The organism is Ascidiimonas meishanensis (genome assembly GCF_037782385.1).
Taxonomy (GTDB): Bacteria; Bacteroidota; Bacteroidia; order Flavobacteriales; family Flavobacteriaceae; genus Ascidiimonas; species Ascidiimonas meishanensis.
Genome location: NZ_JBBEXD010000001.1, coordinates 129198 through 152175, shown reverse-complemented (window position 1 = coordinate 152175; position 22978 = coordinate 129198). Strand labels below are relative to the sequence as shown.

General features: G+C 34.6%; 20 protein-coding genes. 10 read left to right on the top strand and 10 right to left on the bottom strand.

The features are described from left to right. Positions 1-332: 332 nt before the first annotated feature. Positions 333-2336 (bottom strand): alpha-ketoacid dehydrogenase subunit alpha/beta, encoded by a 2004-nt coding sequence (locus tag WBG07_RS00660; RefSeq protein WP_340198546.1) that lies wholly within the window; start codon positions 2334-2336, stop codon positions 333-335. A 163-nt stretch (positions 2337-2499) separates the two neighbouring features. Between WBG07_RS00660 and WBG07_RS00655 the strand changes: the two genes are divergently transcribed. The 5 genes from WBG07_RS00655 (at position 2500) to WBG07_RS00635 (ending at position 6855) form a co-directional block, all read left to right on the top strand. Continuing rightward, positions 2500-3450, top strand: coding sequence for an isopenicillin N synthase family dioxygenase (locus WBG07_RS00655; protein ID WP_340198545.1), 951 nt, complete (start codon positions 2500-2502; stop codon positions 3448-3450). A 4-nt stretch (positions 3451-3454) separates the two neighbouring features. Beyond that, positions 3455-3808 carry a translation initiation factor gene (locus WBG07_RS00650; protein WP_340198544.1) on the top strand — a complete coding sequence of 118 codons (354 nt, stop codon included), beginning with the start codon at positions 3455-3457 and terminating at the stop codon, positions 3806-3808. 74 nt (positions 3809-3882) lie between these two features. Beyond that, positions 3883-4815: a DUF1835 domain-containing protein gene (locus WBG07_RS00645; RefSeq protein WP_340198543.1), complete on the top strand. Its 933-nt coding sequence runs from the start codon at positions 3883-3885 to the stop codon at positions 4813-4815. 6 nt (positions 4816-4821) lie between these two features. Further along, complete coding sequence (locus tag WBG07_RS00640; protein ID WP_340198542.1) at positions 4822-5694, top strand: nucleoside phosphorylase; 873 nt, start codon at positions 4822-4824, stop codon at positions 5692-5694. 306 nt (positions 5695-6000) lie between these two features. Further along, positions 6001-6855 carry a substrate-binding domain-containing protein gene (locus WBG07_RS00635; RefSeq protein WP_340198541.1) on the top strand — a complete coding sequence of 285 codons (855 nt, stop codon included), beginning with the start codon at positions 6001-6003 and terminating at the stop codon, positions 6853-6855. Between the two features lie 161 nt (positions 6856-7016). On the opposite strand, the gene WBG07_RS00630 is transcribed toward WBG07_RS00635, so the two are convergent. Then, positions 7017-7682: a uracil-DNA glycosylase gene (locus tag WBG07_RS00630; RefSeq protein ID WP_340198540.1), complete on the bottom strand. Its 666-nt coding sequence runs from the start codon at positions 7680-7682 to the stop codon at positions 7017-7019. Between the two features lie 49 nt (positions 7683-7731). Here WBG07_RS00630 and WBG07_RS00625 point away from each other — a divergent pair, with 49 nt between their 5' ends. Together WBG07_RS00625 and WBG07_RS00620 are read left to right on the top strand one after the other, a co-directional pair. Continuing rightward, positions 7732-9906 carry an endonuclease MutS2 gene (locus tag WBG07_RS00625; protein WP_340198539.1) on the top strand — a complete coding sequence of 725 codons (2175 nt, stop codon included), beginning with the start codon at positions 7732-7734 and terminating at the stop codon, positions 9904-9906. Positions 9907-9909: 3 nt separating this feature from the next. Next, the gene (locus WBG07_RS00620) at positions 9910-10335 is read left to right on the top strand and encodes a thiol-disulfide oxidoreductase DCC family protein (protein WP_340198538.1); all 426 of its coding nucleotides are present in this window, start codon (positions 9910-9912) and stop codon (positions 10333-10335) included. Here the strand turns inward: WBG07_RS00620 and WBG07_RS00615 are convergent. Genes WBG07_RS00615 through aroC form a run of 5 tightly spaced genes read right to left on the bottom strand, consistent with a single transcriptional unit; the run spans position 10332 to position 15491 of the window. After that, on the bottom strand, positions 10332-11078 hold the full coding sequence (locus WBG07_RS00615; protein ID WP_340198537.1) for an alpha/beta hydrolase: 747 nt from the start codon (positions 11076-11078) through the stop codon (positions 10332-10334). The two genes, WBG07_RS00620 and WBG07_RS00615, sit on opposite strands and share 4 nt — an antisense overlap. A gap of 18 nt (positions 11079-11096) precedes the next feature. Further along, on the bottom strand, positions 11097-11954 hold the full coding sequence (locus tag WBG07_RS00610; RefSeq protein WP_340198536.1) for an alpha/beta hydrolase: 858 nt from the start codon (positions 11952-11954) through the stop codon (positions 11097-11099). 5 nt (positions 11955-11959) lie between these two features. Continuing rightward, entirely contained in the window at positions 11960-13111 is a 1152-nt protein-coding gene (locus tag WBG07_RS00605; RefSeq protein WP_340198535.1) for a flavohemoglobin expression-modulating QEGLA motif protein, read from the bottom strand. Positions 13112-13113: 2 nt separating this feature from the next. Next, a complete protein-coding gene (locus WBG07_RS00600; RefSeq protein ID WP_340198534.1) occupies positions 13114-14421 on the bottom strand; it encodes a dicarboxylate/amino acid:cation symporter in 1308 nt (435 codons plus the stop codon). A gap of 5 nt (positions 14422-14426) precedes the next feature. Beyond that, on the bottom strand, positions 14427-15491 hold the full coding sequence (aroC, locus tag WBG07_RS00595) for a chorismate synthase (RefSeq protein WP_340198533.1): 1065 nt from the start codon (positions 15489-15491) through the stop codon (positions 14427-14429). 185 nt (positions 15492-15676) lie between these two features. Here aroC and WBG07_RS00590 point away from each other — a divergent pair, with 185 nt between their 5' ends. After that, positions 15677-16510, top strand: a complete 834-nt coding sequence (locus WBG07_RS00590; protein ID WP_340198532.1) for a UDP-2,3-diacylglucosamine diphosphatase — start codon at positions 15677-15679, stop codon at positions 16508-16510. A gap of 22 nt (positions 16511-16532) precedes the next feature. On the opposite strand, the gene WBG07_RS00585 is transcribed toward WBG07_RS00590, so the two are convergent. Further along, the gene (locus tag WBG07_RS00585; protein WP_340198531.1) at positions 16533-19436 is read right to left on the bottom strand and encodes an FAD-binding and (Fe-S)-binding domain-containing protein; all 2904 of its coding nucleotides are present in this window, start codon (positions 19434-19436) and stop codon (positions 16533-16535) included. Positions 19437-19511: 75 nt separating this feature from the next. Here WBG07_RS00585 and WBG07_RS00580 point away from each other — a divergent pair, with 75 nt between their 5' ends. Further along, positions 19512-20003, top strand: a complete 492-nt coding sequence (locus WBG07_RS00580; RefSeq protein ID WP_340198530.1) for a hypothetical protein — start codon at positions 19512-19514, stop codon at positions 20001-20003. A 118-nt stretch (positions 20004-20121) separates the two neighbouring features. After that, entirely contained in the window at positions 20122-21237 is a 1116-nt protein-coding gene (locus WBG07_RS00575) for a redoxin domain-containing protein (RefSeq protein ID WP_340198529.1), read from the top strand. Positions 21238-21569: 332 nt separating this feature from the next. Here the strand turns inward: WBG07_RS00575 and WBG07_RS00570 are convergent, their stop codons facing one another. Both WBG07_RS00570 and WBG07_RS00565 read right to left on the bottom strand, forming a co-directional pair. After that, positions 21570-22262 carry an SIMPL domain-containing protein gene (locus WBG07_RS00570; RefSeq protein ID WP_340198528.1) on the bottom strand — a complete coding sequence of 231 codons (693 nt, stop codon included), beginning with the start codon at positions 22260-22262 and terminating at the stop codon, positions 21570-21572. A 50-nt stretch (positions 22263-22312) separates the two neighbouring features. Further along, a complete protein-coding gene (locus WBG07_RS00565; RefSeq protein WP_340198527.1) occupies positions 22313-22960 on the bottom strand; it encodes a rhomboid family intramembrane serine protease in 648 nt (215 codons plus the stop codon). Between the last annotated feature and the right edge of the window lie 18 nt (positions 22961-22978).

Genomic DNA, 22978 nt, shown 5'->3' with positions numbered 1-22978 from the left:
TTCGTGAATATATTGTATCTGGTTTGGATTAATTTAAGCAACTTGATTTAAAACTATGAGTAAAGGCGCTAAAGGCATTGATAACCTATAAAATAGCCCCATCATTTTCTTATTAGGAGTGATGCATATTATTTATCACTTTATAATATACTTTACCGCAAAAAACAATGAAATTCCATGTTAGTCAATGTAAAACTTGGCCTAAAGTTAGGGGGTCATTGATTTTTTATTATTATAATGTATAGGTATTTGCTGTTCATGACTTTCTAGGCATTCAAAGTAATATAAGTAAGCTTCAGAAGTACTTTTGAGTAGAATAGGTAATACTGGTTTTAATATGTATGTAACGCTTTTAGTTCTTTTTCAAATCGTTCCCTAGGTAAATATAAATCTTCAAGATTTCCAGCAAAAGGAATAGGTGTTTCAATACTTGCCACTCTTTTAACAGGAGCATCTAAATATTCAAAGCAATGTTCACCAATAAGTGCTGAAAGGTCGCTTGCAATACCGCCAAAAAGAGAATCTTCTTGCAAAATGATTACTTTACCCGTTTTCTGTACCGAATGGTATATTTTATCTATATCTAATGGTTGAAGACATCTTAAGTCAATTAAATCAGCTTTTATTTCTGTATTATTGTCCAATATTTCTAAAGCCCAATGAACACCCGCTCCATAGGTAATTATGGAAATCTCATTCCCCTCTCTTAAAATGGTTGCTTCTCCTAACGGTAGCGTGTAATAAGACGCTGGCACTTCTTGATAGCTACTGCGGTAAAGAGCCTTATGTTCAAAGAATAATACCGGATTTGGATCATTAATAGCAGCTGCCAATAAGCCTTTAGCATCATATGGAAATGCTGGGTACACTACCTTTAGCCCTGGAGTTTTGGTAAACCAGGCCTCATTGGTTTGAGAATGAAAAGGACCTGCCTGCACACCTGCTCCACAAGGCATTCTGATAACCACATCTGCATTTTCACCCCAACGATAATGAGATTTAGCTAGGTAATTAACAATGGGGTTAAATCCTGAAGAAACAAAATCTGCAAATTGCATTTCCACCACCGCTTTCATTCCGTTTATTGAAAGACCCATCGCCGCTGAAATAATGGCGGACTCACAAATAGGAGTATTTCTAACTCTTGCTTTACCAAAAAGATCAACAAACCCTTCTGTAATTTTAAAAACTCCACCATATTCTGCAATATCTTGCCCCATAAGCATCATATTATCATGTAGCTCCATGGACTGTTTGAGTCCTTCAGAAATAGCGTCTACCAAACGTATTTTTCTTGTTGAGGGTAAAGGGTTAACTGCTTTATAAACAAATTTTTGAAAAACATCACTTAACTCATTACTTTCAGTAGATTCAATCGGGGGTTCCTCAAATGATTTTTGTAAATGTGCTTCTATCTCGGCTCTTATTTTTAATTGAATTTCATTATCTTCTTCTTCGGTTAAGAATCCTTCTTTTTTTAAAAATTGCCTGTAATTATCAATAGGGTCTTTAAGTGCCCATTCATTCATTAATTTTTGAGGAACATATTTAGTGCCACTTGCTTCTTCGTGCCCGCGCATTCTAAATGTTTGAAATTCAATTAAAATAGGTCTTGGGTTATTTCTAACACTTTCGGCCAACTCACTGAGTTTAGTATACACTTCTAAAATATGGTTTCCATTAATTATATGAGCTTCTATACCATATCCTATACCTCTATCTGAAAGGTTTTCGCATCGGTATTGCTCAGATGTAGGAGTGGAAAGTCCGTAGCCATTATTTTCAATACAAAATAGCACAGGAAGATCCCAAACAGCAGCTACATTAAGCGCCTCATGAAAATCTCCTTCACTAGTAGCGCCTTCACCCGTAAATACGGCACATACCTTTTTCTCTCCTCTAATTTTATGTGCGAGTGCTATTCCATCTGCTACTCCTAACTGGGGGCCTAAGTGGGATATCATCCCCACTATTTTATAAGCTTTGGTGCCAAAATGAAAACTTCTATCCCTTCCTTTTGTAAAGCCATTTGCCTTTCCTTGCCACTGTGAAAACAACCGGTGCAATGGAATGTTTCGGGTAGTAAAAACGCCTAGGTTTCTATGCATAGGCAGAATATACTCTTCGGTATTTAGAGCTGCTGCCACCCCAGCTGCTATGGCTTCCTGTCCAATACCGCTAAACCATTTAGATATTTTACCCTGTCTCAGAAGAATCAACATTTTTTCTTCTATCATTCTTGGTTTGAGCATTATTTTATAGAGATAAAGAAGTTTTTCCTCTGTTAAATCTCCCTTAAAATAGTTGAGTGTATGTTGAAAAGCAGCCTCTGCCATATGCCAGTAATTTGTATATCAAAATTAGGGAAATAAGTTATTAAAACTTAAAGTTGTGCGATTATAATTTATAGCCAGTATGATCTAAAAATCAAAATGATTATTTTTGTATTTATACAACTTAGTTGTGGAATTGCCTTAATATTAATGGAAAAATTTAAAGATGAATAAGATACCAAGTGTAAATTTGCATGATTTTTTAAGTGAAGATTCAGAACGCAAGGAGCGTTTTGTCAATGAAATTGGTAATGCCTATGAAACTATTGGATTTGTAGCACTAAAAGGTCATTTTTTAGATGATTCATTAGTGTCTGATTTGTATAACGAAGTAAAAAAGTTTTTTGATCTTCCAGATGAAGTTAAATCTAAATATGAAATTGAAGGCATTGGCGGTCAGCGAGGCTATACCTCTTTTGGGAAGGAACACGCAAAGGGAAAAAAAGAAGGCGATTTAAAAGAGTTTTGGCATTTTGGTCAATATGTAGAAGACGATGAAATATTGGCAAAAGAATATCCAGACAATGTGAAGGTTGAAGAGCTTCCATCTTTTAATGAAGTGGGTAAAACTACTTTTAAAATGCTTGAAAAAACTGCGAAATACGTATTAAGGGCTCTTGCTCTTTATTTAGATCTGGAAGAAACTTATTTTGATAAGTATATTAAAAATGGGAATTCCATCTTAAGACCTATTCACTACCCCCCTATAACTTCTGAACCTAAAAACGCAGTTCGTGCAGCGGCTCATGGAGATATTAATCTAATTACATTACTAATGGGGGCACAAGGTCGCGGACTCCAGGTACAAAATCATCAAGGAGAGTGGATAGATGCGATAGCGGCTCCTGATGAATTAATGATTAATGTGGGCGATATGCTTTCCAGACACACAAATAACCGATTAAAATCTACCATTCATCAAGTAGTTAATCCGCCTAGAGAACTCTGGGGTAAATCGCGTTATTCCATTCCTTTTTTCATGCATCCGGTAAGTAGCATGCCGTTAGATTGTCTGGAGAGTTGTGTGGATGAATCACATCCCAAACAATTTGAAGATATTACAGCAGGTGACTTTTTGCACGAAAGGCTTATAGAACTTGGGTTGATAAAAAAATAGGGAAATGAGTAAGAAAAAATTAAATAGTTTAGAATCTCTTGGAGGTTTTGTGTTTTCAACAAATGATGATTTTAAACCTGAAGCTATTGAAAGTGAAGAGGAAACTCCTTCTGCATCTCAACAACACCTTGAAGCGCACTTTAGTAATAAAGGTCGCGGAGGCAAGACAGTAACCGTTATCAAAGGCTTTGTGGGTTCTCATGAAGACTTGAAATCTTTAGGAAAAACACTAAAAACAAAACTTGGTGTTGGAGGTAGTGTAAAAGAAGGCGAAATCATTATTCAAGGAGATTACCGAAATAGGATCATTGAAATCTTAAAGGCATTATCCTACAATGTAAAACGGGTTGGTGGATAAATTTAACGGTTAAACATATTATTTATCCGTTTAAATGTTTAAATTTAACTTACCTAACCAATTATTTCAGCAAAATGAGCAAAGTACTTCACATCACAAATGGAGATAATTTCACCTCCAAGCTCAAAGAATTCGATATAAAGGGTGATCTGATTACATGGCGTGAGATGTTGTGTGAAGGAAGAACCATTACCGAAGTAGGTAGTGAGAAATTCTGGAAAGTTCGCTTTGATTTCTTTAATAAAGTATACAAAGTAACCAAACGGAGTTTTATTGATCGTACTCTCAAAGAATATAGATCTCTTTGTAATTATAAAATGCATGATGAAATTGTTCTTTGGTTTGAATATGATTTGTTTTGCCAAATCAATATGATAGCTGTTATAAGTTGGTTAAAAAAATACAGGAACCAAACTTCTATTTCACTTATTTGCAGTGGTAAGGAAGACAGTTCTGGTAAATTATATGGTTTAGCCGAATTATCAGAAGACAAATTAAATGAGATGTATCATAATCGCATAGCTTTATCTCAAGACGATATAGAGTTTGCTGATTATATTTGGCATTTATATTGCGAAGAAAACCCTATACGGATGCAAAGCTCTGCGCAGTTTAGTTCATCTACGTTTAAATATCTTCCAGATGCCATAGAAGCGCACCTAAGGCGATTCCCTTCCGTAGGTAATGGTCTTAACGAATTAGAAAATATCGTATTAGATCTTGCCGCTACGCATAAGCCAAAATCTCAAGAAGAATTGGTGAAACTTGCACTTGAAAATCAAGGTATTTATGGTTTTGGAGATTTACAGTTTATTCAGATCATTAAGGAACTAAAACCATTGTTCAGATCTATGAAACCCGTGACTTTAAAAAAATTGGCAAAAGAGCTTCTTCAAAAATCAAATAACTTCTACCCTATCATTAGAAACACAGAAAGTTATCTTGGCGGAGCGGCTAAATATGACTTTCTTTTTAATGAGCCTACAGGTGGATTATTAAAGTTATAATGTAGAATGCGTATTCCTGAATCTGAGTTTATTCTCAATAAGGATGGTAGTATTTACCATCTAAACTTATTCCCTGAAGACATCGCCACAACTATTATAGTTGTGGGAGATCCGGAAAGAGTCTCTAAAGTGTCAAATCAATTTGATGAAGTAATTCTTAAAAAGCAAAAACGCGAATTTGTAACGCATACGGGTTTTTACAAAAAAAAGAAATTAACCGTTATTTCTACTGGAATAGGTACAGATAATATAGATATTGTACTTAACGAGTTGGATGCTTTGGTGAATATTGATTTTAACACGCGTGAAGTTAAAGAAAAATGCACCTCTTTAAATATCATTAGAATTGGCACAAGTGGCTCTTTGCAACCGGAAATAAAAGTGGATGATTTTCTTCTGAGCTCATATGCAGTAGGTTTTGATGGTTTATTACATTTTTACGATAGTGAAAAAATACAAAACACTAATATTCAGGAAGCTATTAAAAAACATACCAGTTGGTTTTATAAAAAATCTGAACCTTACGTAGTCATTTGTTCCCCTATACTTGCAAGCATTTTTAAACATAAAAATGTACATGAAGGGTTTACTGCTACCGCTGTAGGCTTTTATGGCCCGCAATCTAGAAAACTGCGACTTGAAGTTCAAGATCCCCTTTTAAATGAAAAACTAACTTCTTTTAACTATCAGGGATTACAGATCACAAACTTAGAAATGGAAACAGCCGGAATTTATGGTTTAGCATTGCTTTTAGGGCATCATGCGGTTTCTCTAAATTGTATTCTTGCCAACCGCCCTAATAGAACTTTTTCTTCTAATGGGGAGGTTTCTATGGATCGCCTTATTAAATTTGTTTTAGACCGGCTTGCATTTTCTTAATTGTTAACAATCAATTCATTTTAGAACGTTTTGTTTTTAGCGATCTTGTTTTTCAAATCGAGAGCCGCTTTTTGAGCTTAAAGTTTCTATAAGACAAATAAAGAGTGTTTTCAAAGACTATATTATTTATTAAATTTGTACTTTAAGTTAAATTATTTATTTAACTTAAAATCAGGGATATGAAAATTTAAAAAACTAATTAATATTCAAAAAAATCTAATATAAATAGCAAAGCACTTATATCTCAATACGGCCTAATTACCTATCTTTAAAACCAATTCAAATAGTTGTTTTAAAAATTCTTATATGATAAAAGTTCGTATAGCTGGTGTTCCAGAACATTTTAATTTGCCATGGCATATGGCCATTGAAGAAGGTGCTTTCCATGAGCGTGGTATTCAATTGGAGTGGACGGAGGTACCCGAAGGAACAGGACGAATGTGTACTATGCTGCGTAACAATGAAACCGATTTAGCTATTATTCTAACGGAAGGAATTGTAAAAGATATCGCAGCAGGAAATCCTTCTAAAATTATTCAGACCTATGTAGAATCTCCTCTTATTTGGGGAGTACATGTTGCCGCTAATTCTGATTTTCAGACAATTTCAGATTTAGAAAATAGCAAAGCTGCAATTAGTCGTTTTGGTAGTGGGAGTCATTTAATGTCTTATGTAAACGCCAGTTCTCAGGGCTGGAATCTGGACCAATTGAAGTTTGAAATAGTAAATAATTTGCAAGGAGGTATAGATGCCTTAACTAATGGAGCGGCTGATTACTTTTTATGGGAAAGATTCACTACCAAGCCTTTGGTTGATAATGGAATTTTTAGAAGAGTGGGCGATTGCCCTACTCCATGGCCTTGTTTTGTGATTGCAATTTCTGATGCATTTCTTGAAAACCATTCCTCCATTGCTAAACATATACTGGAAATTATTAACAACTATACCAAAGATTTTAAACAAATTCCAAGTATAGACAGAACCATAGCTAATCGCTATGAACAAAAACTAGAAGACGTAAAAACATGGTTATCCCTTACAAAATGGGGACAATCACAATTACCGGAAGCAACGCTAGAGGTGGTACAAAACCAACTAATTAATCTAAACCTACTTGAAAAAAAGGAAAATTCCCGTAAAATACTTATGGCATTGCCGTAAAAAGTGCTAAAATAACTTTAAAAATGCCGTTAACCGAAAAATGAATTAGTTCATCGAATATTTTGATCTACCTATGAGGTTTTCACTAGATTTACCTTGCTATTAATCAATGTACTTATACAAAATGGTGTAGTTACCTTCAAGGGGCTACACTATTTTTTTTACCATTTTATGGGTGCTTGGTTTTGTTCTGCTAGTAATTCATTACATTTACTAAAGTGTTTATTTCCAAACCAATAACCTCTATTTGCACTTAATGGTGAAGGATGCCCCGAAGTAAGTACATGATGTTTTTGCTTATTTACAATAGCTCCTTTTTTCTTTGCATATCCGCCCCATAATAAAAAGACAACGCCTTGTCTCTCTTGTGATATGGTTTCAATCACGGTGTCCGTAAATTTTTCCCAGCCTTTATTTTGGTGGCTACCTGCTTGATGAGCTCTAACTGTTAGCGTAGCATTGAGCAATAATACGCCTTGTTTTGCCCATCTTTCTAAATCTCCACTTTTAGGATACGGAAGCGCAAGGTCGTTTTCAAGCTCTTTGAAAATATTGATTAGAGAGGGAGGATGCGGTACTCCTGAATGAACTGAAAAGCATAATCCGTTTGCCTGTCCTACGCCGTGATATGGATCTTGGCCAATAATAACAACCCTAGTGTTTTCAAATGCACAATAATCAAAAGCGGCAAAGATATTAGAACCCTTTGGGTAACAAGTATGTTGTTTGTATTCTGCGCTAACAAATTCTGTTAACGAATGAAAATATGGTTTTTCAAATTCGTGTTGGAGTCTTGATTTCCAGCTTTGGTGAATTGTTACGTTCATTTAAAAAGCATTATTTTTGCACTGCTCAAATGTAGCATATAAAATTGCAATGAACAATATACCTCAGAAAAGCTTACAAGACCTGGAGTATGCCACCGTACTTAATCATTTATCCATTCGCTGCAATACAGAAATGGGTAAGACAGCGGTATTGGAGTTAACTCCTTATAAAGAAAAGGAAGTACTACTAACTTCGTTGAAACGTACCCACGAGTATTTATCTTCTTTTACCAATAACAATCAGATTCCCAATCATGGTTTTGAAGGAATCTCTAAAGAGCTACAGTTATTAAGTATTGAAAATACACAAATCGAGATTAGTGGTTTTCGAAAAATTGCTGCGCTTTCTGCGACCGTTAATTTACATATTAAATTTTATCAAAAGTTTAAAGATTACTATCCTTCGCTCCATGAAGCGGCCGTTAAAATTGAATATACCAAAGCAATTATTCAGGAAATTGAAAGTGTTGTGGATAAATTTGGTGAGATTAAGGATAATGCAAGTAATGCATTATTAACTATTAGAAGATCTATGGTAGGGATAAAATCTAAAATTAACCAAAGCTTTGGTAGCGCTTTAAGCAGATACCACGCATCAGGTTTTTTAGACGATATTCGCGAAAGTGTTGTTGATAACCGCCGTGTACTTGCAGTAAAAGCAATGCATCGTAGAAAGGTGAAGGGTGCAATGATGGGAAGTTCAAAAACCGGAAGCATTGTCTATATTGAACCGGAGGTTACGTTACAATATTCAAGAGAACTGAGCGAGCTTGAATTTGAGGAAAGAGAAGAAGTAATTCGCATTTTACGGGTATTAACCGATTTTTTAAGACCCTTTAAACCATTATTGATAACCTATCAGGAATTTCTCACGGAAATTGATATGATAGCAGCAAAAGCTAAGTATGCAGACGAAATGAATGCTACTTTACCAGAAATCTCGGATAATAGGGAGTTGTTCCTCAAAGAGGCTTACCATCCGCTGCTATTTCTTACCAATAAGCTAAAAAAAGAAAAAACTTGGCCTCAATCTATTGAGCTACACCCCAATAATAGGATTATTGTAATTTCCGGACCCAATGCGGGTGGAAAGAGTATTACATTAAAAACAGTGGGGCTTCTTCAATTAATGCTTCAAAGCGGTATGTTAATACCTGTGCACCCAAGAAGCAAAGTGTGTTTGTTTCATAATATTTTAACAGATATTGGAGATAATCAATCTATAGAAAACCATTTAAGCACGTATAGTTATAGATTGAAAAACATGAATTACTTCCTTAGAAAATGCAATGAAAAAACGCTTTTTCTTATTGACGAATTTGGCACAGGAAGTGATCCTGAATTGGGTGGGGCTCTCGCGGAAGCATTTTTAGAAGAATTTTACAATAGGAATGCTTTTGGAATTATTACTACTCATTATGCCAATTTAAAAATGTTAGCAAATGAGCTTCCCCATGCTACCAATGCAAATATGATGTTTAATAATAGGACATTAGAACCCGTATTTAAACTCATCCTTGGAGATGCAGGAAGTTCCTTTACTTTTGAAGTTGCTCAGAAAAACGGAATTCCATACAGCCTAATTAATAGAGCTAAGAAGAAGATTGAACGCGGAAAGGTTAGATTTGATGCAACCATTGCCAAATTACAGAAAGAACGAAATAAAATGGAAAAAACCTCTTCTGCCTTAAAATCAGAGGAAGAAAAAGCCAGAGAGGAAGCAAAAAGATTGGAAGTATTGAACGCAAAAACCAAAACAAAACTTGAAAGTTATCAGCAATTATTTGATCATAACCAACGGATGGTAGTGTTAGGAAATAAAATTAATGATATCTCGGAAAAATATTTTTCAGACAAAAAAAAGCGTCCCTTAATTTCAGAGTTTTTAAGAATTGTTGAAACCGAAAACAGTAAGCGAAAGAAAAAAACGGCCAAACAACAAAAAGCAGAAAAAGAGAAAAAGCAGGAAGTAGCCAAAGAGGTGGAGAAAAAGGTTGAAGTGATTAGACAGAAAAAAAAGAAAGAGAAAACACTTCAAAAGGTAAAAGAACAAATAAAACCAAGACCGATACTTAAGGTGGGCGATAGAGTGAGAATGAATGACGGTAAAGCAGTGGGAAGTATTGATGTGATAGAAAAAGACAAGGCTATTGTTAATTATGGTATTTTTACTACAAATGTTAAATTGAATCAGCTAGAATTGGTAGAAGCCGCAAAATCTTAAATTATGAAAGAGGTGCCGCAGGATAAAAAAATTATTCTTTTTGATGGAGTTTGCAATTTATGTAATGGAGCCGTGCTTTATATCATAAAACGAGACCGCAAAGATGTTTTTAGATTTGCAGCTTTACAAAGTAAAATCGGCAAAAAACTTATAGAAGAAAGAAATATTGACACTGAAAAAATAGATTCCATTATTTTGGTAGATCCTGGAGTAGCTTATTACACCAGATCAACGGCAGCTTTAGAAATTGCGAAAGAATTTGGTGGAATATGGATTCTTTTAAAGCCTTTTGAGTATATTTTACCTGAAGGCGTAAGAGATGGTATTTATAAATTAATTGCTAAAAATCGCTATAAATGGTTTGGGAAAAAAGAGAGTTGTATGATTCCTACTCCAGCGCTAAAGTCAAAATTTTTAGAAGGGTATTAGACTTGATTAAAAATAGTCTCCAATGCTTTAAAGTATGTGTTGTATTCTCTCAAATTATTATGAAATCCCCCTTCAATAGTGAAAAATTCTTTATGATTACTCCCAGAGAGCGCATATAATTCTTGCCCTAACTCATAAGGAACAATGCGATCTTCCGTGCCATGAATAAAGTAGCTCCTTGCACGAATATGCTTAATGTTCTCTTCACTTTGAAATGGGTATTTTAGTAAGGTTGCAACAGGTAAATATTGAAACATATTTTTCACCACAGCTGCCAATGTGGTAAAACTGGATTCTATAATCAGCAGTCCCGGATCTTTTTGTCTACTAATATAGGATGCAAAAGCACCCCCTAGAGATCTTCCAAAAACCACAATTTTATGCTCAGGAAAAAGCGTTTCACAATAGTCATAAAATAACCGGGTGTCTTCTAACATGGCTTTATGATCGCGCACTCCCCTGCTCTTCCCATAGCCTCTATAATCCATCACCACCACATCACGCTGATAAGCGCTTGCTAGTTGCTCTCCCCAATGCCCCCAATAATCCATGCTTCTGGCATTTCCATGAAGATAGAGTACAATGCCTTTTGGATTTTGAATTTTGAAATGTACTCCATGAAGCAGGGCCCCATCTGTTGCTTTCAAATGAATCTCCTCAAAAGGCTGTTTAAAATCAAAAATGTGTGAATTTTCAAGTTTTGTGCTTTTAAATATGAGTTTTTGTTGAAAGTAATTTAACATGAGGGGTTATTTAAATAATTATCTTTTTTTTCTCCTAAAATTAAGACTAGAAGTACTTGGGTCAATTGTTTTGGGCAGTTTAGAATGTAAAATTTCTTCCAAAAATCTATGATACTGAGGAAAAGTATGTAAATTATTATGTCCTCCACCTATTACAGGATATAGTCGTGTGTTTTCAGCATTTATTTTAGATAACTTAATACTGGATTTAAAAGGTATTAATTTGTCACTGGTGCCATGAATAATTTTAATGGGACATTTTACATATTCAATCCAACGATAGGTCTTTACCGGAAAACGCAAAATGAAGGTCATTGGCATAATGGGTAAAAATCGCTTGGCTACATGTCTTACGCTGTAATAAGGAGCATCAAGAATGAGCATTCTAGGATTATTTACCGATGCTAATTTAGCTGCAAATCCAGAGCCTAAAGATCTCCCGTAGAGAAGAATATACTTTTCATCTACTTGCTTCTTGAGTTCATCATACACAAATTGAAGGTCCTTTTTAATCCCCTCTTCTGTTCTAATTCCTGTACTTTTTCCAAAGCCTCTATAATCAATCATCAAAACGTCAAAACCATATCTGGTAAAATCTATGGCAAATTTACCCCAACCTTTAATACTTCTAGAATTGCCTTTTAAATAGAGTACGATTCCCTTAGGGTTTTTCACCTTGAAGTGAACTCCATTAATATTTATATTTTCATCAACTTCTATATTGTATTCTTCAAAAATTTGATTCTGGTATTGATACTCAAAATCGGAAGGCAATTTTTCAGGTTTAAAAATAAGTCGTTCCTGCAAAAAATATACTACGATATTAAGTGCACTATAAATTATTAGAAAGATGAGTATGGCGAGCCACCAGTTCATGCTGGTTACTTTAAGTTTTTTAAAATAAAATCAAGGGTATTATTGGTATTGTTATTTTTTAAAAAGGCATGATTAAAATAAGCAGCCTCTTTAGCCAGCCCTAAATTTAACAATTTTTCAATAACGCTTTGATGTTCTAAATTCACTTTTCCAGTTAAGAGAACGTTTAATTCCTTTCCAGAATGGTAATAATCGTAGACTTTTTTAAGTCCTGTGAGGTATAAATAATCTTTGGTAAATCCGCCTCCGCGGTGCACACGCATGCTAATTATAAAAGCATCTTCAATGTTTAGCTTATGGGTATTATGCAATAGATCAAAAGTATTCACAAAATTATATCCTTTGCGTAAACTATCTACTGCAATCACTCTATAAGCCAGAGTTTTAAGTCTCTTAATGGAAAGAGAACCGCTCATAAATTCACTAAAAACAGCCAAACCTTCTTGAGTTTCTACATTTCTAGGGAAGCCGTTAGAAAAAATATGTAAATTTTGAGCCTGTGCATTATATGAAGTAAGTAGATGAACGCCAATCTCATGATGCGCAAGAATATTAAGTTTATTTTGACTAAAAAGCGCATTTTTCTTTAACAATAGAACTTTAGATCTGTTTTTAACCATAGCTTCAGAAGCTATTTTAACAGACTGTTCTACGGTAAATTTAAAATCGTAATTTTTAGAAAAATCCTCAAAGAACATTTGAGCATCATTTGCTGTATACTTTTTTATTGCGTTTTCTGTAAGTTCATCATCTTCAAAATGAAGAATAAACTTCGCATTTTCAACATCTTTATCCTTCGGAGTACCAAAAAGTTTTAGGCTATTGTAATAGAATTTGTTATTGTTACCTATATGATTAATCGCATCAACTTGGGAAGAATAAAAATAAATTACTTCCTCATAAAATTTACGTATTTCTATTTCCTCTATTCTGTCAAGTTCAATAGCAAATAAACGTCTTTGCGTGTTAAATGCGTTAAATTTAATCTTGGTATATGCAAACTTAGGATCTTTAGTATATTTAGATTGAAAAAATTTACGCTTTTCTGTTTCTGCATTGATAGGATTGAGATACGGTAAAAGCTCCACCCCTTTTAAGATTTTTTCTATTTGTGCATCAATCTTAAAAAGATTCGGATATGTTGCTTGAGCAGACATAGTTAGGATCCGGATGGATAATTATCATCCCAATTGCGAACATGTGGGTCTCGTAATTTACCTATAGATTTAGCCACCAGCATAGAAACAGAAGCATCTCCGGTAACATTTACCGTAGTTCGGCACATATCTAGGGGTCTGTCAACGGCAAAAATAAGAGCAAGTCCTGCCTCGGGTATTCCTGCTTGTGCCAAAACAATAACGAGCATCACCATACCAGCCCCAGGTACGGCAGCAGATCCAATAGAAGCTAAGGTAGCAGTTGCAATAATACCTAATTGAGTGCTAAAGCTCAGATCCATACCAAAAGCTTGTGCAATAAAAACGGCTGCTACAGCCTGATAAAGACTGGTTCCATCCATATTTATGGTAGCACCAATAGGTAGCACAAAACTGGTCACCTCATCATCTACCCCTAAGTGTTCTTCTACTCTCTCCATGGTTACTGGTAAGGTAGCTGCACTTGAACTTGTAGAAAAAGCGAGTAATTGTGCAGGAACAATTCCTTTCCAGAAAAAAGCGGGTGATTTCTTGGTGAAGATCCATACAATAAGAGTGTAAACCCCCATCATAAGGGCTAGTCCTAAAACAACACAGATGGCATACCATAAAAGAGCTACAAAAAGATCTGCGCTAGGAGCTTCCACTATAAGAGATGCGAGAAGCGCAAATACTCCATAAGGAGCAGCTAACATAATAAGATCTATCAATTTTAGAATGACTTCATTAAACCCGTCAAAAAAACTTTTCACTGGTTTTGCTTTTTCTTCTGGAATCAATATGAGACCGATACCAAAAAAGATTGCGAAGAATATTACTTGAAGCATTTTACCATTGTCTGTGGCTGCTTTAAAAATATTTCCTGGAACTAAATCTTCTAGGGCCTGCAAGGGACCCGCTTCTTTTTGTTTCTCTGCCTGAGAGATTCTAGCAGAGGCATCTCCGCTATAATTTTCCATAAGTTCATTTCTTGTTTCCTCAGATATAGAAGTTCCGGGTTTAACAACATTTACTACAGTTAGGCCTATTGAGACTGCAATTATAGTAGTTACTATATAGGTGCCAATTGTTCTACCTCCCATTTTTGAGAGTTTAGAGATATCTTTTAAATCAGAGACCCCTTTAATTAGGGACGCCAGAATTAAAGGAACTGCAATAAGTTTAAGAGAATTGATAAATATATTTCCAAAAGGCTTGATCCAATCGGTTACAAATTTAGGTCCCCACGAAAACTGCGTCATTCCTAAGGCAAATAAGACACCTACTAACATACCCAATAGTATTTGCCAATGTAATGCGAGTTTTTTCATGAAGTTTAGATTTTATTGGTTCGGTTAAGGAGGAAATAATCTGCTAAAACAAGCGCAGCCATAGCCTCAACTATTGGCACGGCTCTTGGAACTACGCAAGGATCGTGTCTCCCTTTACCTTGCATTTCTACTTCCTCTCCTTTATTATTAATAGTTATTTGTTTTTGAATAAGGGTAGCAACTGGTTTAAAGGCTACATTAAAATAGATATCCATCCCATTACTAATACCACCTTGCACTCCACCTGAATAATTGGTTTTGGTAGAACCATCTGAATTAAATTGATCGTTGTGATCACTTCCTTTCATTTTAGCAGATTCAAATCCGCTGCCATATTCAAATCCCTTTACGGCATTAATAGAAAGCATTGCTTTGCCCAATTCTGCATGTAACTTGTCAAAAACAGGTTCCCCAAGACCTACAGGTACCCCAGTAATTACGCAGCTAATTATTCCGCCAACGGTATCACCTTGTTTTTTGATCTGTTTTATGTAGGTCTCCATTTCCTGAGCAATAGTAATGTCAGGACAACGCACGCTATTAGATTCTGTTTTTGCAAAGTCCAGCTCGTTGTAAGGTGTATTCATCTTGATCTCACCAACAGCCGAAACGTATGCATTTATTTTGATATTTGAAAGTAGTTGTTTTGCAATAGCGCCTGCTACTACCCTACTTGCAGTTTCACGTGCCGAACTTCTGCCACCTCCTCGATAATCTCGAAATCCATATTTCTGATCATAAACGTAATCTGCATGACTAGGCCTATAACTATCTTTAATATGTGAATAATCTTTTGACTTTTGATCTTCATTAAAAATCACAAATCCAATAGGAGTTCCAGTAGTTTTACCTTCAAAAACACCACTTAAAAATTGCACAGTATCACTTTCTTTTCGTTGCGTAACAATGGCAGACTGTCCTGGTTTTCTTCTGTCCAGTTCTTGCTGTATGGCTTCAAGATTTAAAGTGATACCTGCTGGGCAACCATCTATAATGCCGCCAATTCCTTTACCGTGTGATTCTCCAAAAGTTGTGAGCTTAAATAAGTTTCCGAAAGAGTTTCCGGCCATAGTGTTGATGCTTTGTAGCAAAAGTAAATTTTATATCAGAGAAACAAAAATTAAAACCAGATAATAATAACTTAATATTGATATAATTAGTTGACAATTATTTAACGTTCTTCTTATGTATTCATAATTATCAAATAATAGTTGAATAACAACAAAAATCTTTCTTTGTAAAAAGTAATATTGGGTTGAGAAAAAGAAAGTTAGATACAGTTGTCATATCAGATGTCCATCTGGGAACCTACGGATGTCATGCAGGTGAATTATTGTCTTACCTAAATAGTATTGAACCCAAAAAATTAGTGCTCAATGGCGATATAATTGATGTTTGGCAATTTAGAAAAAGTTATTTCCCTAAGAGTCATCTTCAAGTAGTTAAAAAAATCATTGATCTCTCTACTAAAGGAACTGAGGTTTTCTATATTACTGGCAACCATGATGAAATGCTCCGAAAATTTAGTGATATAAGTATGGGAAACATACATGTATTAGATAAGTTGATACTAGAATTAGATGGTAAAAAAGCATGGATATTTCATGGAGATGTTTTTGATGCTTCTATTCAACACGCCAAATGGATCGCTAAATTAGGAGGCTGGGGCTATGATTTATTAATTCTTATCAATAGATTAATCAATTGGGTACTTCAAAGACTTGGAAAGGAAAAATATTCTATATCTAAAAGGATAAAAAGCGGGGTAAAAAAAGCGGTGAAACACATCAACAATTTTGAAAAAGTAGTTTCAGATTTAGCTATTAAACAGGGATACAAATATGTGATTTGTGGTCATATTCATCAACCAGAAATGATCAGAAAGGTAAATAAAAATGGTATCTGTTTATATTTGAACAGTGGTGACTGGGTAGAAAATTTAACTGCTTTGGAATATCATAACAAAAGATGGAACCTATATCATTTTAACGAAGACAAACTAAGTCCTTTTTATTCTGATAAAGAGTTAAAGGAACTTAATTGTAAAGAATTATTAGCCGCAATAACAATAACCGGAAAACCTTTTTAATAAATTCTTTTTCAATTTCATTTTATAGTAGTGCTTGCTTAAAAATGGAAATTGGATGAAGTGCATTTCGGCTTGTGCCATCAAAGATTTGATGCCTACAACTGGTACCATTTGCTGCTATAAGTACTTCTTTACTTGACTTTCGGATAGCAGGAAATAATTTGAGTTCGCCAACTTGCATGCTCACCTCATAATGTTCTTTTTCATATCCAAAAGACCCCGCCATTCCACAACAACCAGATGTAATAATAGATACTTGATAGTTCTCGGGAAGGTTTAACATCTCAAAAGTACATTTTTGATTAGACAAGGCTTTTTGATGACAATGGCTGTGAATTTTTATGTGTTTTGCTTCTTTTTTGAACTGAGTTTTTGTAATAAACCCCTTTAGAATTTCATTACTTATAAATTCTTCTACCAAAAAGCTATTTTCAGCCACTAAAACTGCAGCCTCTTTATCATGAACCAAACGTGGATACTCATCACGAAATGAAAGAAGGGCAGAGGGCTCTAGACCAATCAATGGGCAGTCTTTGCTTACCAGAGATTTCAGTTCATTTATATTTGAGTTGGCTATTACTTTGGCATGTTTTAAGAATCCTTTTGAAATAAATGTTCGTCCACTTTCGGCATAAAAAATTTTCACTAGATATCCCAATTTTGAGAAAACCTCAATAGCATCTTTACCTAAATCAGTATCCAAATACCTTGTAAATTCGTCAATATACAAAATAATAGATCTTAAAGGTTTAGGAGAGCGATAAGCCAATGCATGCTTTTCAAAATCTACTTTAGCAACTTTTGGGATTGATCTTTCTGGAGCTATGCCAAGCGCCTTTTTCAATATATTTCCAGTAAAACCAGAGAAGATTGTATTTGAAATTAGTGGAAATTTCGCTGCGATAGCATTTAATTGGGTATTATAAGCAAAACTTTTATCTCGCAGAGATGTTCCGTTTGTTTGCTGATATTGATATAAGAACTCCGCTTTTAAAGTCGCAATATCTACGTTGCTAGGACACTCACTACTACAAGCTTTACAACTCAAACATAAATCAAATACGTCTTTGAGCTCTTTATGATTAAATTTATTTTGTTTGGTGGAATGGGTTAAGATATCGCGTAATGCATTAGCCCGGGCTCTGGTAGTATCTTTTTCATTCTTTGTAGCGTGATAACTGGGGCACATAGTACCTTTAGCAATGTGAGTTTTTCTACAGTCACCACTACCGTTACACTTTTCCGCAGCTCTTAGGATTCCTAAAGAATCTGTAAAATCTAGGAGTGTGTGAATCTCTGGTTCCTTTCTATCTGGCTGATAACGCAGATTGAGATCCATTGGAGGCGCGTCCACAATTTTTCCCGGATTAAAAATATTTTGTGGGTCAAATGCTGCTTTTATTTCTTTTAATATTTGATAGTTTTCAGCCCCAATCATCATTTCAACAAACTCCCCTCTCACAATACCATCACCATGTTCTCCACTTAAGGAGCCATTATATTTTTTTACCAGTTTAGCAACATCTGTTGTTATTGCCCTAAACAACTTAACCTCTTCTTGTTTTTTAAGATCTAAAATAGGTCGTAAATGGAGTTCCCCTGCTCCTGCATGTGCATAATAAACCGCTTTTTGTTTGTAAGCCGCCATAAGCTGAGAAAAGTCTTCTATATAAGGCGCCAGGTCATCTATGGTAACTGAGGTGTCTTCAATACATGCTACTGCTTTTTTATCACCTACAATATTACCAAGCAAGCCAAGTCCTGCTTTACGCAGTTCTAAAACTTTCCCTATATCTTCATGATAAAGAGTAGGATGTGCATATGCCAATTTGCTTTTTTTAAGGGTTGCTACTAACGCATTTCTTTTCTTTTCCAGATTTTCCAGATTTTTATCTTGTAGCTCAAGCATTAAAATGGCTTCTGGGTCTCCTTGAATAAAAAATCGGTTAGGCAATTGAGACTTGTTATTTTTGGTACAATCAAGAATCACCTTGTCCATAAGTTCGCAAGTAGAAAGGGAATGCCTCATAGAGGGTTTTACTGCTTCACAAGCTTTCTTAATACTGTCAAAATGAGCCACTATCATTACTCTATGTTTTGGAGGTAATGGATCTAGCTTGATTTTAATTTTTGTAGTAAAAGCAAGTGTTCCTTCGCTTCCAGTAAGTAGTTTGCATAAATTGAAATGATCTCCATTTTCACTAAACGGTGCCATTTCTAAAAGTGCATCTATGGCATAGCCAGTATTTCTACGATGTATTTCAGGTTTTGGAAAATTTGTTGCTACCTGTTCTTTAATATGAGGAGGTGATAGTTGTTCCTTAATTGTTTTATAAATATTTCCTTCAAGTGATTTTTCCTTGCATTTAGCAGTAAATTCTTCTTTGGTAAGAGATTTAAAAATTGCTTCAGACCCATCACTAAGAATCGTATGAAGTTCTAATACCTTATCTCGAGTAACACCATATTGAATTGAGGTAGTGCCACTAGAATTATTACCAACCATGCCGCCAATCATGCAACGGTTTGAAGTAGAGGTGTTTGGACCAAAAAACAAACCATAAGACTCCAAATATAAATTTAATTCATCTCTTATAACACCGGGGGCAACAGTAGCAGTTTTTTCTTTAGTGTTGATTTCAAAGATTTGAGTAAGGTGTTTGGATACATCTACAACCAGACCTTTTCCAACACACTGCCCAGCAAGGGAAGTTCCAGCAGTTCTTGGTATTAAAGAGATATTATTGGTCGCTGAAAATTCAACAACTTTTTGAATGTCTGTAGCATTTTGTGGATAGAAAACCCCCAATGGTTTTTGCCTATATACCGATGCGTCTGTTGCATAAAGAGTCTTATGGAGCTCGTCAATATATAGCTCTCCTTTTACTTTTTTTGAAAAACTTTTAAATAGCTCTTTGGCAGACATTTAACTTTTTTTGGTAAAAATAGTAATTAAAACCGCTAAGGAGCGTTATTTTTGTATCTCTTAAATTCATAAACTATGAAAAAAATAATTTTATCAATTTCTTTAATTTTCTTATTTGTAATTAGTGCTTCATCACAATTGTTTTCTGAAAATGCGCTAGGTCTTCGTCTAGGTGACAGCGATGGTTTTGGAGCTGAAATATCTTATCAAAGGGCACTATCTGGTAACAACCGATTAGAATTTGGTCTTGGATGGAGGGATGCAAGCGATTATAATGCATTTAGACTTACAGGACTCTACCAATGGGTATTTTTGTTAGATGGTAATTTCCATTGGTATGTAGGTGCTGGTGGTGGGTTTGGAAATATAGATCCAGATGATAACAATGCTCTTACCAGAGATTTAGATAGTGAATTCTTTGGATTTGTAGCAGGTAACATAGGAATAGAGTATGATTTTGAAATTCCGTTGATTATATCTCTTGATCTTAGGCCCGAAATTGGATTTAGTAACTATACAGACGACTTTGATTTTGATTTGGCTATTGGGATACGATATCAATTTTAAAATCTTCATGTATAACATATCAAGGAGTCACTATTTTAGTGGCTCTTTACTTTTTGTTAAAACTTATGAGTTTATCATCCAATTAGTTAACTTTGCCGCTCACAAATTTAAAATAAAAATGAAAAAGATAGGAATACTTTTTGTAGCTCTCACTGCTATGATTTCATGCGACAGATTGAAAGAAAATGAATATCGTTTAACAGTAGAAATAGAAGGTGTTGAAGACGGTAAAAAAGTATACATAAAAAAATCCGACGAACAGAATCTTCCGGTTACACTTGACAGCACAGAGGTAAAGGATGGTAAGTTTGTGATTTCTGGTTTTTCAGCATCTCCAGAATTACATTATGTTTTTATTGATGGTGTAAAAGGGAATTTAGGATATATCGCAGAACCGGGTAAAATAAATGTAATTGCTTATAAAGATAGTATTACGAAATCTATTTTAGGAGGTTCACCTGCAAATGAAGATTTCAATGATTTTCTTACCCAATCTAAAATTATTGGAAATAAAATCAATTCGGTTCGTGATGAATTTGCCGCAGCTTCTAAATCGGGCGATACGGTTACTATAAATACGCTTAAAGAAACGTATGAAGAATTAATGTTAGAAGCTCAGGATTTTGAGACTGAATTCATCAAAGAAAACCCAGAGTCTTTCATGTCTGCTTTAATTATGGAAAGAATGCTTTTTATGGGTAGTAAAACGACCGAAGAGATAAAAGAACTTTTTGAGCCTCTAAGCGAAGAACTAAAAGCAACTAGAGTTGGAAAGAATATTTCTAGTAAGCTAGATGAGTTCACTAAAACAAGCATAGGTTCAATTGCTCCTGATTTTACAGGACCTACACCAGAAGGTACGCAGCTTACTTTGACTGAAGCAAAAGGAAAGGTGACGATTATTGATTTTTGGGCCTCTTGGTGTAAACCATGTAGAATTGAAAACCCAAGAGTGGTAAAAATGTACCATAAGTATCACGATCAAGGACTCAATATTATTGGAGTTTCTTTGGATAAAAACGCCGATGACTGGAAAAAGGCAATTCAGGCTGATTCATTGTCATGGCAGCATGTTTCAAATCTAAAATTCTGGCAAGATCCTATTGCACGAATGTATAATATAAGAGAGGTTCCTTCTACTTACATTCTTGATAAAGAAGGTAAAATTGTCGCAAAAAACTTAAGAGGTGATGCACTTGATGCTAAAGTAGCAGAATTGTTATCGGGAAGTTAAAAAGATATAAAGCTATTTGAAAATTTAAAAAAGGGGTGTTTTTATAAAAGACACCCCTTTTTTATACAATAACAGAATATAATTAATTATTTATACCTGAGTTCGATCTAAAAAGAACTAAAAGCGCTCCCGGCTTCCTTCGGGATTCTTTTATTTCCCCACGCCGCCTGGCTGCTTCACTAAAAAAACTACTAGCTGTTTTCTTTACGTTCGCCCCTGTGCGAGTAAAAAAAATGAAAATAATAATCTAAAAATAAGATTGTTAGATTAAAATAGTGTGGAAATTTTGGAATTATATTTTATAGAGTTTATATCGAACTCACATTAATTTATTACTTAAGCTCAAATACTACATTAATCTTACTAATAATTTCTAATTGTCCGGGAGCAATCGTTTCTCTATTGGCAACACTGTTAGTGCTTTCAAGAGACATTGCAGTTCTGTACATGGGCAAAGGTGGTTGAGGAGTGCTGTTTGCTTCTGAAATATAAATTGCACGCCCTATCTTTTGATCAACCGCAGAAGCATATTCTAATGCTTTGGTTTTTGCATTTAACATCGCTTTTTTACGCGCTTCAGCCTCAAGACTTATAGATTTAGAAGACTTAAAAACTACATTATCAACCCTGTTAATTCCAGAATTCAATAGCCCCTGCATTAATTTCTCATACTTTTCCAGATCTTTTAATTTAATAGTTAAAGATTGGTTGGCTACGTAATTATACTTTTTTAGTTGATAATCATAATTTTTATTAAGATTAATACGCTCCGTTTGGATGTCTTTTGCTTCAATTTTTAAAGATTTACAATATTTAAGTACTTGATCTATAGCTTCATCATTTTTACCCTTTACTGCAGCGGCTTCCTTACCCTTATTTTCTACACTTACGCGAATGCGTGCTTCATCTGGAATTATAGTAATAATTCCTTCCCCGGTAACTGAAATAGTTGGTGTTGGAGGTGTTGCTTGTGCATTTAGATTCATACTAAAAAGTGTTATGGCTATAATAAATATTTTTTTCATAATTTATGGAATCATCAAGGTTAAGGTTTTTATTAATATATGACTTTCATTCATAGCTTTCCTGATTTTTCAAGAATAAAAAGAATAATAATGGGTATAGCGAGAAGAACCACCATTAAAGTCTCTGTTGTTAATAGCATTGGTAAAAAAAATAGTGTAGTAAGATATCCTCCAATAGCGCCTCCAAAATGTGCTGTATGCCCAATATTACCTATTCTACTTTTCATTCCATAAATAGAGTATAACAAATATCCGATTCCAAAAATATAGGCAGGAATTGGAATGGGTACAAAGAACAGAAATAATTTCATATCGGGTCTTAATAAAATGGCCGCGTATAAAATTCCTGTTACCGCACCACTGGCGCCTACGGCACTATAATGATACTCATCTTTATGAAAAAACAATGCCAAAAGACTCCCTGCGATTAAGCTAATAACATAGATTGCTAAAAATTTAGGTTCTCCAAAATTTGCGATCACTACATCCGCAAAAAAATAAAGGGTAAGCATATTAAACAATAAATGGGTAATATCTACGTGCAAAAATCCAGATGTAAACATTCTAATCTGCTCTCCTCTACGAATACTCCCAATATGAAATTTATACTTTTCAAAGAATGAAAAGTCATTAAATCCTTTAATGGAAATAAGTACGTTTGAAGCAATAATGGCAATTGTGACAATCGCTAAATTCATGATGATCTTTTAAGGTTT